We start from the raw sequence: 12,547 nt of genomic DNA on the forward strand, positions 1-12,547 counted from the left end.
CCTCATTTTATTCTTATAACGGTTACTTTTTCCAAATAAAGGAGGTTTTATGTAATGACCGGCAAAAAAAAAGCTCTTCCCTGATCAGGGAAAAGCAACGTTTTAAAGGAGTTGTTGTTGTGCTCTTTTATTATATCGCGAAAAACGGGTTTGAACAGACATGTTTGAATGGAAATTTTTAAAAGAAGTACGCCATATGAATTTCATCGTCGTATTTCCCGTTCAGAATTGCCTGTTCACGCTGTACTCCCTCAATTGCAAAGCCGTATTTTTCATAAAGCTTTACCGCTACTTCATTGGAAGCAAAAACCGTCAGGCAAAGCTTATGGAGGTTGTTCTTTCTGCACCAGTCAAGTGTTGCACTCATGACCTCCTTGCCGATGCCGAGGCCCTGCGCAGAATCTGTAAGCCACGTCCGGAACAGGCCGGTATGTCTTTTCATTTGAAGCTCTCCCCGCAGAACTCTTGCGATGCCGACAACCTTCCCCTGCATTTCAACACCGAGATAAAAGTTATCTTTTTCTTTTAATTCTTTAATAAATGCTTTTTCTTCTTGGAGGGAACGCGGACTTTCTTTTTGTATGTACGTCCCCGAATCAATGATGCTCTGTACAGATTCAATTATGTCTGCCGCATCCTCTTCCCTTACAGGCCTCAGCGTAATCTGTTCTCCATTTTTTGCAGTAAAAACCGTTTTGTCATCTTGAGTAATCATTGAAGTTCAGCTCCTTGACGTTAGTATATCTCTGCGCTCAAGAAGTATCACATTATACAGGCTGTTTCACGATTTTTCAAATGACAAGTACTCCCCGTCCGCGCAAATACGCTTCTACATCTACAAATGAGTCTGCTTCAATATAGGCAATTCCCTTTTTTTCAAGCAGACCGCACAGCGCGTCCTTTGCGAAGGTTACATCTGCAAAGGCTGCAGGATGGGAATCAGGTTCGCTGTCTCCGTAAAAGTAAACCGCATCATAGGTTTCTTTCAGTTTCTGAATGACTTTTGATTTATCAATTCCATATCGCTCTGAATAGCTCCAGTCATTTTTATCAATTTCCAGATGAATGTTTTTGCTTTTAAAATGGCCTTTATTTGAGATGATCTCGACGTTTTCTGCGCCAAGCGCGTCAAAAATGTGCTTAATATAATAATCTGTTCCTGCACTGAGGATATAAAAATCACCGCCGTTTTTTTGGACACGTTCAATAAAAGGGCCGATATAATTGTCCAGCGGCAATGTCAGAATGGTTTTAATCAGTTCTTCCTCTTCAAGGTGAATAGAGGTGAATATTCGGCTTAAAAAGTCAATATCCAGCATCTCCCCCCGCTTCCACTGCTTGAACAGCGCTTCTCCTTCAGGGAAAAGTTCCTCAATAACAAGGTGATAAAAATCTTTCTTGGAGATTGTCCCGTCAAAATCAGATACGAATGCCCATGGTTTCATTGTAAGTCCTCCATTGATTTAATTTTTTCATCTGGAAATATATAGGTTTCTCTCTTCATATCATGTAGTAATTGCTTTTAACTACTCACATCAAAGGAGAGACACATGAAGAAATTATTCGTTATTTTCACCGCCGCGCTATTTATCTTTTTCGGCGCAGGCATCAGCAAAACAGAGGCAGCAGGCAGTGACTTTATTATTATTAACAAGTCCAAAAATCAGCTGGCCTTTTATAAGAACAGCAAGCTCAGCAGCGTGTTTAAAGTGGCAACCGGCAAAAAGCCATCCTACACCCCTGAAGGAACCTTTAAAGTGGTCAGCAAAATTGTAAACAGACCATACTACAAGCTTGGCATTCCCGGCGGCGACTCGCGCAACCCTCTTGGAAACCGCTGGCTTGGCATCAACGCAAGAGGCACATGGGGCACAACTTATGCCATACACGGGAACAACAATCCAAGCTCCATCGGGCAGTACATCAGCAACGGATGCATCAGGATGTATGATAATGAAGTGGAATGGCTGTACAGCCAGGTTAAAATGAATACACCTGTTATCATAACATCTTCCGGCAGTTCGTTTGATGCCATTGCCTCCTCAAAAGGATATAAGGTGAGCGGCAGCAAAGCAGTATCTTCTAAACCATCCGGATTTACGGGACAAAATCTGAAAAAAGGCAGCCGGGGAAGCGAAGTCAAACATCTCCAGCAGCTTCTTACCTCCAAAGGGTTCGACACGCGCGGCATTGATGGAATCTTCGGAACCAATACCGATAAAGCAGTGAGATCTTTCCAAAAGAGCAAAAAGCTTTCAGCAGACGGCATAGTCGGTCCGGCTACAAGAAAAGCCCTCAGTATGTATTAAGAAAAGCCATACCCTGAAGATATTCGGGTATGGCTTTTCTATTGGATCTTATTTTACATCAGAAGAATTAAGATGCGTGTTTTTCGTTCAGACGTACAGCTTCGCTTTTTTCTTCTTTTCGAACAACGTTGAACACAATATTCAGCAGAATGGCTGTCAGGCTCCCCGCCACAATGCCGTTGTTGGTCAGGATTTTAACAGACTCGGGAAGAGCGGCGAACATATCAGGCACGGCAGTCACACCAAGTCCCATTCCTACAGAGCACGCGATAATAAGCAAATTTTCTTGTGAAGCAAACTCAACCCTGCTCAGCATCTTGATGCCGTATGCAATAACCATCCCAAACATGGCGATCATGGCTCCGCCGAGAACGGCTTCAGGAATAATGGTTGTGAAGGCTGCAATTTTAGGAACTAGTCCAAGCACCATGAGCATTCCTGCTGCTGTATAGATGACATTCCTTGATTTAACGCCAGAAAGAGAAATCAATCCTACATTTTGAGAATATGCCGTATATGGGAAAGCATTAAAGATTGCCCCAAGCAAGTAAGCAACTCCTTCTGCACGGTACCCTTTCGCAAGATCCTCTTTTGTGATGTTCTTTTTCGTAAGATCCCCAAGCGCATAGTAAACCCCGGTTGACTCTACCAAACTGACGATAGCGACGAGGATCATTGTCAAAATCGGAGCAATCTCAAACGTCGGCGTTCCAAAGTAAAACGGCTTGCCGATCTGAAACCATCCCGCTTCAGAGACAGGCTGCAGGTCCACCTTTCCCATAAGCGCAGCCGCAGCTGTTCCCGCAATCAGCCCAATCAGGATGGAAACGGCGCGGATGAAGCCGGTGAAAAATCTGTAAAGCAGAATAATAAACAGCAGAACACCAAAAGCAAGCGCAAGATTGGAAGGAGATCCAAAATCAGCGGCCCCCTGTCCGCCCGCCATATTATTCATGGCAACCGGAATCAGCGTGATTCCGATAATCGTCACGACAGATCCTGTTACAACAGGCGGGAAAAATACAGCCAGCTTCCCAAACACTGTTGAAATCAGAATGACGAAAATTCCTGAAGCTAAAATCGAACCATAGACAGAAGATATACCGTACTCCGTCCCAATGGCGATCATTGGACCAACTGCTGTAAACGTGCATCCGAGCACAACCGGAAGACCAATTCCGAAAAACTTGTTTTTCCACACCTGCAGAAGTGTAGCAAGACCGCACATGAAAATATCAATGGAAACAAGATAAGTCAGCTGTTCAGGCGTTAATCCAAGGGCTCCGCCTACAATCAGAGGCACGATAATCGCACCTGCATACATGGCAAGAACGTGCTGAATGCCGAGTGAGAACACTTTAAAGGAATTGTTATTCATCGGACTGCCTCCGTTTTGTCAAGAAATTGCACGGCGCCGTTTTCAAGAGACTCGATTCGTGCAAGAGATTCCACGCGAAAGCCTTTTTCACGAAGCAATTTCCCGCCGTCCTGAAACGATTTTTCAATAACGATGCCTATTCCCGCAATTTCTGCTCCGGACTGCTTCACAATCTCGGCAAGTCCAAGAGCTGCCTGTCCATTTGCCAGAAAATCGTCAATAATGAGCACACGGTCTGTTTCATTCAGATGTTCGCCTGATACAGCGATCGTGTTTTCTTCCTGCTTCGTAAATGAATAAACAGCTGCTGTGAGAAGCTTGCCCTTTAACGTAAGAGAGCTGCGCTTTCTTGCAAAAACGACCGGCGCGTTCAGCTCAAGCCCTGTCATCACCGACGGCGCAATCCCTGACGATTCCAGGGTAAGAATTTTCGTAATGCCTTCGTTTTTAAACCTTCCTGCAAACTCTTTTCCTACTTCTCTCATTAAAAATGGATCAATTTGATGATTTAAAAAGGAATCTACTTTCAGTACCTGATCAGAAAGCACCTTTCCTTCAAGTTTAATTTTTTCCTGCAGCATGATCATCCTATTTCCCTCCAGCTATAAAAAAACGGCATCGTCTCATAGAGTGAGACAATGCCGTTTAGAAGATAGCTTAAAAGAAGCAGGCTGCAAAACAAAGCACTGCTCACTCATAGTCAGATGATTAACGGTCATCCGGTAGAAACTTGCAGGCCATATCCCCGCGATTATATGAGTGTGCACGTTTTATTAGAATAGTAGCATTATAACAGGGTTTATTCGTTATGGGAAGAGTATTCTGCACAAAAAAGCGAATAATGGCATGTAATTTAATTCGAATTATTCGTTATTTCTGAAAAAACCAAAAGAGACCGCACGAGAACACGTGCGGCCTTTGCTTATTATTTTGCCGGCTGAAGCTGATAAAGTTTCGAGTACTTCGTCTCGAGATGATCGATTAAATACTTGGCATTCAGGCCTTCTCCTGTTACATCATGAAGGATCTCAAGCGGCTGCTTCATTTTTCCGTGCTGATGGATCTTTTCTGTCAGCCAGTTTTTAATCGTGCCGAACTCCCCGTTTTCAACAAGCTGATCAAAGTCAGGCAAGTCTTTCAGCATCGCCTGTTTAAACTGCGCGGCGTACATATAGCCAAGTGCATAGGACGGGAAATAGCCGAACATGCCGCCGGACCAGTGAACGTCCTGAAGCACGCCTTCTGCGTCATTCGATGGCGTTACGCCAAGGTACTCTGTATATTTTTCATTCCAGATGCGCGGAAGATCCTCTACTTCGATTTCATCATTAAATAAGCCCTTCTCAATTTCATAGCGGATCATGATGTGAAGCGGATACGTCAGTTCATCTGCCTCGATGCGGATAAGAGACGGCTTGGATTCGTTGACTGCGCGGTAGAAATCCTGGAGCGCTACATCATCAAACTGCCCGTCTGCATAGTTCTTGAGCGAATCGTAGTAGCGGTTCCAGAATCCAGGATTTTTGCCGATGAATTTCTCATAGAAAAGAGACTGCGACTCATGAATTCCCATGGATGTTCCGTCGCACAGCAGGGTTCCTTCAAGCTTTTCTGAAATGTTCTGCTCATAAAGCGCGTGACCGCATTCGTGGATTGTGCCGAAAAGCGCTGTACGGAAGTCATTTTCAGCATATTTCGTAGTAACACGCACATCCCCGCGGTTAAGACTGATCGCAAATGGATGGACCGTTTCATCCAGGCGGCCTGCTTCAAAATCGTAGCCGAGCTCTTTCAGGAAGAACTCTGAGATCTGGCGCTGCTTGTCTTTTGAAATCGGCTCATACAAAAAGTGAGTTTCCGGCTGGTTCTGTGACTCTGTAATGCTTTTGACAAGAGGCACGATCCGGCTTCTCAGTTCGCCGAATACCCGGTCAAGCACTTCGACGGTTACACCCGGCTCATACTGGTCAAGGAACGTATCATATTTGTTTTCTTTGTAGCCCCAGTACTCAAGAAACTTTTTGTTGGTGTCAACGAGCTTCTTTAAGTACGGTGCAAACAGGCTGAAATCCGATTTTTCCTTCGCTTCTTCCCACACGGACTCTGCTTTTGACTGCAGAATGACATATTCTTTGTATTCTTCCTGCGGGATCACTTTGCTTAGATTGTATTCTTTCTCACTTTCAAGGGCTGCTTTGAATGTGATTTCAGAAACCTCATCCTTCGCGCTCAGAATCTGATCAATATAGGACTTCATTTCATCAGATGTCTGCATTTGGAACACTTCAGTAGATAAAATGCCAATTGCCTGCGAACGCTGTTCAATCGCTTTTTTCGGTGCTCCTGTGCGCAGATCCCAGAACATGAGCGAGATGGCTTCATTATAGCTTTTCATTTTTTGCAGGTACTCTAAAAATGACGTCTCAACGGATTGAATAGTCAATCTGATCACCCCTTCTTTAGGTATGTAAAATAGTAGTAATTTTCTAACATTTTTAGATTAAAGGAAAGAAAAGGTTTTTGTCAATGATTTTATAAACTGACGGGTCGGTTTTATTTTTGTTTGCGAATGTGTGCTTCTGGCAATTGCTTACCCTCCACATCGTTTCTCGGTTTCCGGGGGTACGATTACAGCGCTTGCTTACCCTCCCAAATCGTTTCTCGGTTTCCGAGGGTACGATTCGCCCACTTGCTTACCCTCCCAAATCGTTTTTCAGTTTCCGAGGGTACGATTCGCGCTCTTGCTTACCCTCTCAAATCGTTTCTCGGTTTCCGAGGGTACGATTACGGCGCTTGCTTACCCTCCCAATTCGTTTCTCGGTTTCCGAGGGTACGATTCGCGCGCTTGCTTACCCTCTCAAATCGTTTCTCGGTTTTCGGGGGTACGATTCATTATGCCGAAAAAAAGAGCGAAGGGACCTCTCCCCTCGCTCTTACACTTACAATTCTTCAGCTGTCACAGGCAATATGGATTTAACTTCTTCAAGCACGTTCAAATCCTGCTTTGTGGAGAGGTAAATGGAAATCTCCCCGCTGTCAGTGCTGGTTCTGATCAGGCGGCCAATGCCCTGTTTCAGTCTCAGCATCATATACGGCATATCCACATCAGCGAACGGATCGGCCGAGCTGCTCCGTTTTGATTCAAACACCGGGTCATTTGGCGGGAACGGCAGTGACCAGATGATCACATTCGACAGGGATTCCCCAGGAATGTCAAGTCCTTCCCACAGATGCACGGCGCATAATACGGATGTCTCGTTATTCTGGAACTCAGAAACAAGCTTGCTTATTTCCTGGTCTCCTTCAAACAAGAAACGATAATCAGCTTTATGGGCTGATGCATACCGTTTAAACACATCAAGCTCATCTTTCGTATTAAACAGGACGAGCGCGCGGCCTCCTGATTGTTCAATTCTTTTCAATGTTTCCGCACATTTCACTTCATTGATGGAAACAGACGCTGTCACGTCGAGCAGTGAAATCTTCATGTTTTCTTCATAATCAAACGGTGACTCAACGTTCAATGACAAATAGTCTTTGATTCCAAGACTGCCCGCGATAAAATCGAACGATCCATGATTGGACAGTGTCGCAGATGAGAAGATATAAGGCTTTTTCTGAGAAAATACTTTCTCTCTCAGCACTTCTTCCACGGTTCTTGGCATGATGATCAGGGAGAAATCCTGCTCGCCGTTTTCAATCCAGTGGATCGCGCCTTTTTGTTTATTAAAAAGGGAAATGGAAAATTCCATGCTGTCCAAATACTCCTCGACGATTTTAAGCTCGTAGGAATCAATGGTATACATTTCCCCTTCAAATACTAGGGCCTCGCCAATTTCAGCCAGCATCCTGTGCAGCTCAATCCCCTGTTTCCGCAGCGTATCGTTCATCACTATCCGTGAGCGGTGTGAGCCTTTTACTTCTTCTGATGCTTCAAGCAGGCTGTCGAAAAATTCCTCGTTGATGACAAGCGTGTCTTCAACTAAATGAGCAAATTCTTCCCTGATGTCATTCTGAAGCAGTCTTTCAAGCAAGATGGCAAGCGTGCTGCTTTTCACTCTGTAGGTAAGGGCTTTTTGGGCTGCATATTCAAGAAGATGCCCTTCATCGAAGACGACTGAGCTGTGTTCAGGCAGCAATGGAAGCTGTCCTTCCCGCTTTCTTGAGTCGTATGTCCAGATATGCTCCATGTAGAAATCATGAGAACAGACGATCAGGTCGGTTGCTTTGCGGTAATGCTCGCGTGAAAGCGTGAGGCCGCAGCGGTGCCTTTGGTCACATGACAGACAGTCCTGGAACGAGTCATAATTCACATGACTCCACTCTTCATCTGTCAGGTTGGGATATTCTTTACGGTCTCCGTAATGATAGAAAGACTGCATACCTGCTTTTTCATGGACAAAGCCTGGAAGCGACTCAAATAAATCAAGATACAGATCATCACCCGTCCGCTGAATCGTCTGATCCAGTTTTTTCAGGCACAGATACTGATCCTGGGATTTTCCGAGTCTTACATCAATGGTTAAATCCAGATGCTTTCTCAGCTTTGCAATATCCCCTTCATTTTTAACAAGCTGTTCAATCAATGTTTCATCCGCACATGCAATAACAGCAGGTTTTCCAGTGTAGCGTGCATAGCTGATCGCATAAAGCAGATACACCAGTGTTTTTCCCGTTCCAACTCCAGCTTCTGCGAACATGACACTCTTTTCGCGGAATGCCCGTTCAAGCTGAAACGCCATAAAAATTTGTTCATCTCTAAGTTCAAAGCCTTTTTCAGGCAAAATATCGTAAAATACATCTCCGATCCAATTGTTCAGCCCTTCATAGAAGGTTTCATTTTTGGAAACAGCAAATGGCAGACGTGACGTCGGCATGTATTAGATCCCCCGCAATCATTTATACTCAAACAACTATTTTCTCATTTGTCGATCGGTTCGTCAACTGCTTCTGAGCTGAATATGACCCTGAATTCAGGAGCCATGAAAAAAGACAGGCTTTCATCATATGAAAGCCTATCTCAGCGGTCGTAAAGCGTATCAATCATTACCTTTTGGTCAATCGCAGAAGCATGTGCCACTGCTTTTAGAAAATCGGCTCTCGCACTGCCGAGCGATGCTTGAGCAGCTGCTTCATGGCCATTCTCAATGAGAGACAAATAAGTTGATGACAGCGCTTTGGATATTAGATTAAAATCATTGTTTTCGCCCAGAATCACTCACTCCTTGAAAAGAAATCAATACTGTTTCTAGTGTATTCAAGGAGAGATGCTTCTATACCTGTTTTCTGTCTCTTGGCGGGCGTTTACCCCAGTACTGATAATAATCCGTTTCAATAAATCCGTTAAAGAGCTTGCGTTTTTTTGTTGCCTGCCTGCCGTAAAAATCTTCAAATCCTTTATGGGAAGTCAGCATATAAACAGACCACGTCTCAAGAGGCAGCAGAGCGCGTCCCATTCCTTTGTACAGCTGCTCAACTTCTTCTTTTTCTCCAAGTCTTTCCCCGTATGGAGGGTTTCCAACGATTACGCCATACTCTTTTCGGGTTGTGAAATCGCTGACCTGCATTTGCTTGAATTGAATGATGCCGCCAAGGCCTGCTTCATCCGCATTTTCCTCCGCAATGGAGATCATGCGGTGGTCAATGTCATGTCCTGAAATATCAAGCTCGAGATCATAATTCGCCAGGTCTTCAGCTTCTGTGCGTGCTTGATTCCAATGGCTTTTTCCGATAATATCCCATTGTTCGGAAACGAATTCCCGGTTAAACCCGGGGGCAATGTTCTGTCCGATTAGTGCCGCTTCAATCGGGATTGTACCCGATCCGCAGAAAGGATCTACAAATGGACGGTCAGGCGTCCAGTTTGTCAGCATGACTAGAGCAGCAGCCAGTGTTTCTTTAAGAGGCGCCCCTCCCTGGTCAAGCCTGAAGCCGCGCTTGTGAAGCCCTGCGCCGCTTGTATCAATCGTCAAGGTCGCTACATCTTTTAAGAGCGCAATTTCCACTTTATAAAGCGGACCTGATTCCTCGTACCACTCTGAAGCAATCTTATACTGCTGCTTCAGTTTTTCGGCAATCGCCTTTTTCACGATACGCTGACAGTCAGGTACACTGTAGAGCTTTGATTTTACCGATTTTCCCGTGACAGGAAATTCTGCCTGGCGTGGAATAATTGCTCCCCAGTCAAGAGCCTTTGTTTTTTCAAACAGATCGTCAAAAGAGTAGGCTTTAAATTCGCCCACTTTCAGCTTTACGCGGTCAGCTGTGCGAAGCCATAAATTCAGACGGGGAATGTCCTTTGGATCCGCCTCAAATGTCACTTTGCCGTTATCGGTCGTGCATTCATATCCAAGATCCCGCACTTCTTTGGCAACAAGCGCCTCAAGTCCCATGGCAGCTGTTGCGATTAATGTCACCTTACTCATTGCATCACCTTCTAAATCAGACTGCAGGAAAGGCCTGCAGATCATTTTTAATTTCATTTTATTTTGCACATAGTGCACACAGCTCAAACTTCCTTTGACATTCGGCCGGCTGTGGTTTTTGCTATGTTCAGTTATATGAGCTGGGTAATTCCGCTTTTCTCATTGTCCAGCTGCGCCTCCTAGTCCTTCTGTCAGAACAAAATCCCCCAAAAAGTCAAAACCGGACTTTTCCGGTGATTTCTTATCTGACTGCCAGGCCTGAACAGTCGGCTCCGCTTTTCTGTATTGTCCAGTTCCATCGCCCAACTCCTCCGTCAGAACAAAATCCCCCAAAAAGTCAAAACCGGACTTTTCGTGTGATTTCTTTTCTGCCTGTCGGAGCTGAACGGGCGACTCCACTTTTCTTTATGTAAATGAAAAGCTCTCATCACATATGAAGAGAGCCTGTTTTAAACATGTTAAGTTTACCTGAAATAACGTTCTGTAAGCCATGTTTTGTCCCTTTGTACTGCAAACGGCCGGTATCACCTCGTACTCCGGTGGTAATCATCTATCTACGGAAGCTTAAAGCTTCCGGCCTTCTCCGTGTTCAGTTCCTAAGAGAAGGTGCCCCTACCTATATTTGGGTTTCTCGCTCGAGGGGTTTACCGCGTTCCACTCCTCAGGTTTCCCTGAGGACTACGTCACTGTGGCACTTTCAAGGTAGCAGAGCCATATCCGAAGACTTAGGCCCCTTCCCTGCCGTCAGCCGGATCACCCGGCTGCCCTAGCTTATGACTTCGCTAGGCACGAACACTACGGGCATCTCAGCACCGTGCGAGCATGGACTTTCCTCTACAGCCCTAAAGACTGCAGCGATTACCTGAACGTTATTATTTTTTAAGAGCAAATACTAGTATAGTTAATTACAGAAAAGATTGCAAGAGCAAATAGTGGAAATCAATCGTAAAGCTTGCTTCCGAAAACATGCTTTTCAAGGTTTGACAAACGTTTCAGAATATCAAAGTTCGTTGTGTTTGTCTGTACAGGCTGAACCTGCTTTCGGTTGAACGAGTCTTCAAGCTGTTTTGTCAGACGCAGGTTTTCCTGCTGAAGCTCCTCGATTTCCTGATGGAACGTTTCATAGTCCTTGATGATCAAATCAAGAAACTTATCCACGTCTTCCTGTTTGTAGCCGCGCATTCCCTGTTTAAATTCTTTTTCTAAGATTTCTTTCGCCGTTAATTTAATTTTATCGGAAAGCATCTCTTTCACCTCGTCACACTGAAATCATCTTTTCATATTTTTTCATAATCCTGATGCCGTTGTCAATTTTCTTCCGTTATTCGCCTGTCCAAAAATGATCCTTGCTTTGCTCTTCTTCCACGATGAGCTGCAGATCTGCAAAAGAAATTGTCATAATGGTATATTCGCCGGACTCAGCCTTTTTTCTGGCGGTCTCGAGCAAATATTTTGGAGACCCAGGGTTTTCTTCGTCATAAACCAGCAGGAGTCCTTCACTTTTTGAAACAAAAAATTCATTTTTCAGCCTGAACTGATTTGGATTATCATATTTTCTTTTTGTGATGCTGTCAACAAAGTCGGCTGATGACATAATGTATTCATAATATTCTTTATTGTCTTCATTCCATTTTTCTTCCTGCTCCAAAAATGGAGTCAGAATGCCGAGCTTTAGTTCATCATACTCTACCTGCAAATCAAAGACAACCTCTGCAGCCCAGAGCTCTATTCCGAGCTGGCCGCTTATGAGCACCCACTCGAGTCCTTCTTCTGCAAGCGGCCGCAGGGACTTTTCAATGGCTTTTTTTATATAGGCGACTCCCGGATCATCATTTTTAAAGATGCCGAGTTCAAAAGGTTTGTATCCGGATACGGTCAGGACCTTCATTATGTATGTCTCCCTTCAAAGAAGATAGGAGCTGACAATTGCATCAGCTCCTAAGGTGAGGTATTAACGGCCGTAAGGACTCATAGGAGGTCTTCCGCCGCCGCAGTTAAATTGTTGGTTTGATACAGAGTTTACCATAGAATTTGTTTGAGGGAAAAAATGCTTGTGCTGAATGTTCTGGTGGTTAACGACAGTTGTGTGAGTCGGGTGGATATGAGGAACAACTGTTGTAGAGAAAGTATGCTGCACGCAGCATTTTGTCGGATGAACAATCGGCGGACACATTTTGACAGGTCCCATCGGCATCATCGGCATTTGTGCACCTGCCACCATATTTGGAGCTGGCATGTTTGGTCCCATTTGTGCACCTGCCACCATATTTGGAGCTGGCATGTTCATTTGAGCTCCGCCTACCATATTCGGCATGTTCGGTCCCATCTGAGCGCCGCCCACCATATTAGGAGGCATGTTGTTATTTGGCATCATGTTTGTTTGTCTCCTTTCCTTCATTTCTTATCTGTCTTACAGTGATAGTCTATGAAGCAAG

General features: G+C 44.6%; 13 protein-coding genes, 1 other RNA gene and 1 riboswitch. Of the genes, 1 reads left to right on the forward strand and 13 read right to left on the reverse strand.

Annotated features, from left to right (window positions below; genetic code table 11):
• Positions 1–178 precede the first annotated feature (178 nt).
• Together JOJ89_RS12455 and JOJ89_RS12460 are read right to left on the reverse strand one after the other, a co-directional pair.
• Complete coding sequence (locus JOJ89_RS12455; protein ID WP_029566014.1) at positions 179–715, reverse strand: GNAT family N-acetyltransferase; 537 nt, start codon at positions 713–715, stop codon at positions 179–181.
• Positions 716–791: 76 nt separating this feature from the next.
• A complete protein-coding gene (locus tag JOJ89_RS12460) occupies positions 792–1,445 on the reverse strand; it encodes an MtnX-like HAD-IB family phosphatase (protein WP_029280373.1) in 654 nt (217 codons plus the stop codon).
• A 105-nt stretch (positions 1,446–1,550) separates the two neighbouring features.
• On the opposite strand from JOJ89_RS12460, the gene JOJ89_RS12465 reads away from it, so the two are divergent.
• The gene (locus JOJ89_RS12465; RefSeq protein WP_029280370.1) at positions 1,551–2,309 is read left to right on the forward strand and encodes a L,D-transpeptidase family protein; all 759 of its coding nucleotides are present in this window, start codon (positions 1,551–1,553) and stop codon (positions 2,307–2,309) included.
• A 67-nt stretch (positions 2,310–2,376) separates the two neighbouring features.
• On the opposite strand, the gene JOJ89_RS12470 is transcribed toward JOJ89_RS12465, so the two are convergent.
• From JOJ89_RS12470 to JOJ89_RS21350, 11 genes are all read right to left on the reverse strand, one after another.
• Entirely contained in the window at positions 2,377–3,687 is a 1,311-nt protein-coding gene (locus tag JOJ89_RS12470; protein WP_029280368.1) for a nucleobase:cation symporter-2 family protein, read from the reverse strand.
• A complete protein-coding gene (locus tag JOJ89_RS12475) occupies positions 3,684–4,274 on the reverse strand; it encodes a xanthine phosphoribosyltransferase (protein WP_029280367.1) in 591 nt (196 codons plus the stop codon). Before JOJ89_RS12475 ends, JOJ89_RS12470 begins: the two co-directional genes overlap by 4 nt.
• A 90-nt stretch (positions 4,275–4,364) precedes the next feature.
• Positions 4,365–4,466, reverse strand: a riboswitch (purine riboswitch).
• 146 nt (positions 4,467–4,612) lie between these two features.
• Positions 4,613–6,136, reverse strand: a complete 1,524-nt coding sequence (locus tag JOJ89_RS12480) for a carboxypeptidase M32 (RefSeq protein WP_203290337.1) — start codon at positions 6,134–6,136, stop codon at positions 4,613–4,615.
• Between the two features lie 490 nt (positions 6,137–6,626).
• Entirely contained in the window at positions 6,627–8,564 is a 1,938-nt protein-coding gene (locus JOJ89_RS12485; RefSeq protein ID WP_203287576.1) for an ATP-dependent DNA helicase, read from the reverse strand.
• Positions 8,565–8,707: 143 nt separating this feature from the next.
• On the reverse strand, positions 8,708–8,905 hold the full coding sequence (locus JOJ89_RS12490) for a hypothetical protein (RefSeq protein ID WP_029280361.1): 198 nt from the start codon (positions 8,903–8,905) through the stop codon (positions 8,708–8,710).
• Between the two features lie 55 nt (positions 8,906–8,960).
• Entirely contained in the window at positions 8,961–10,112 is a 1,152-nt protein-coding gene (locus JOJ89_RS12495; protein ID WP_203287577.1) for a THUMP domain-containing class I SAM-dependent RNA methyltransferase, read from the reverse strand.
• A gap of 159 nt (positions 10,113–10,271) precedes the next feature.
• Positions 10,272–10,418, reverse strand: a complete 147-nt coding sequence (locus JOJ89_RS12500; protein ID WP_203287578.1) for a hypothetical protein — start codon at positions 10,416–10,418, stop codon at positions 10,272–10,274.
• Positions 10,419–10,591: 173 nt separating this feature from the next.
• Positions 10,592–10,982, reverse strand: an RNA gene (gene rnpB, locus JOJ89_RS12505) — RNase P RNA component class B.
• 69 nt (positions 10,983–11,051) lie between these two features.
• Complete coding sequence (gpsB, locus tag JOJ89_RS12510; RefSeq protein ID WP_029280358.1) at positions 11,052–11,357, reverse strand: cell division regulator GpsB; 306 nt, start codon at positions 11,355–11,357, stop codon at positions 11,052–11,054.
• Between the two features lie 76 nt (positions 11,358–11,433).
• Positions 11,434–12,000: an SLOG family protein gene (locus JOJ89_RS12515; protein ID WP_203287580.1), complete on the reverse strand. Its 567-nt coding sequence runs from the start codon at positions 11,998–12,000 to the stop codon at positions 11,434–11,436.
• A gap of 63 nt (positions 12,001–12,063) precedes the next feature.
• Entirely contained in the window at positions 12,064–12,486 is a 423-nt protein-coding gene (locus tag JOJ89_RS21350) for a spore coat protein (RefSeq protein ID WP_320155872.1), read from the reverse strand.
• Positions 12,487–12,547: the final 61 nt, after the last annotated feature.

Source organism: Metabacillus sp. cB07 (assembly GCF_016839225.1).
Classification (GTDB): domain Bacteria; phylum Bacillota; class Bacilli; order Bacillales; family Bacillaceae; genus Bacillus_P; species Bacillus_P indicus.

Bases quoted from the DNA above. Each gene is read 5' to 3' on its own strand.
- JOJ89_RS12455 (WP_029566014.1), bottom strand. From the start codon at position 715: ATGATTACTCAAGATGACAAAACGGTTTTTACTGCAAAAAATGGAGAA.
- JOJ89_RS12460 (WP_029280373.1), bottom strand. From the start codon at position 1,445: ATGAAACCATGGGCATTCGTATCTGATTTTGACGGGACAATCTCCAAG.
- JOJ89_RS12465 (WP_029280370.1), top strand. From the start codon at position 1,551: ATGAAGAAATTATTCGTTATTTTCACCGCCGCGCTATTTATCTTTTTC.
- JOJ89_RS12470 (WP_029280368.1), bottom strand. From the start codon at position 3,687: ATGAATAACAATTCCTTTAAAGTGTTCTCACTCGGCATTCAGCACGTT.
- JOJ89_RS12475 (WP_029280367.1), bottom strand. From the start codon at position 4,274: ATGATCATGCTGCAGGAAAAAATTAAACTTGAAGGAAAGGTGCTTTCT.
- JOJ89_RS12485 (WP_203287576.1), bottom strand. From the start codon at position 8,564: ATGCCGACGTCACGTCTGCCATTTGCTGTTTCCAAAAATGAAACCTTC.
- JOJ89_RS12495 (WP_203287577.1), bottom strand. From the start codon at position 10,112: ATGAGTAAGGTGACATTAATCGCAACAGCTGCCATGGGACTTGAGGCG.
- gpsB (WP_029280358.1), bottom strand. From the start codon at position 11,357: ATGCTTTCCGATAAAATTAAATTAACGGCGAAAGAAATCTTAGAAAAA.
- JOJ89_RS12515 (WP_203287580.1), bottom strand. From the start codon at position 12,000: ATGAAGGTCCTGACCGTATCCGGATACAAACCTTTTGAACTCGGCATC.
- JOJ89_RS21350 (WP_320155872.1), bottom strand. From the start codon at position 12,486: ATGATGCCAAATAACAACATGCCTCCTAATATGGTGGGCGGCGCTCAG.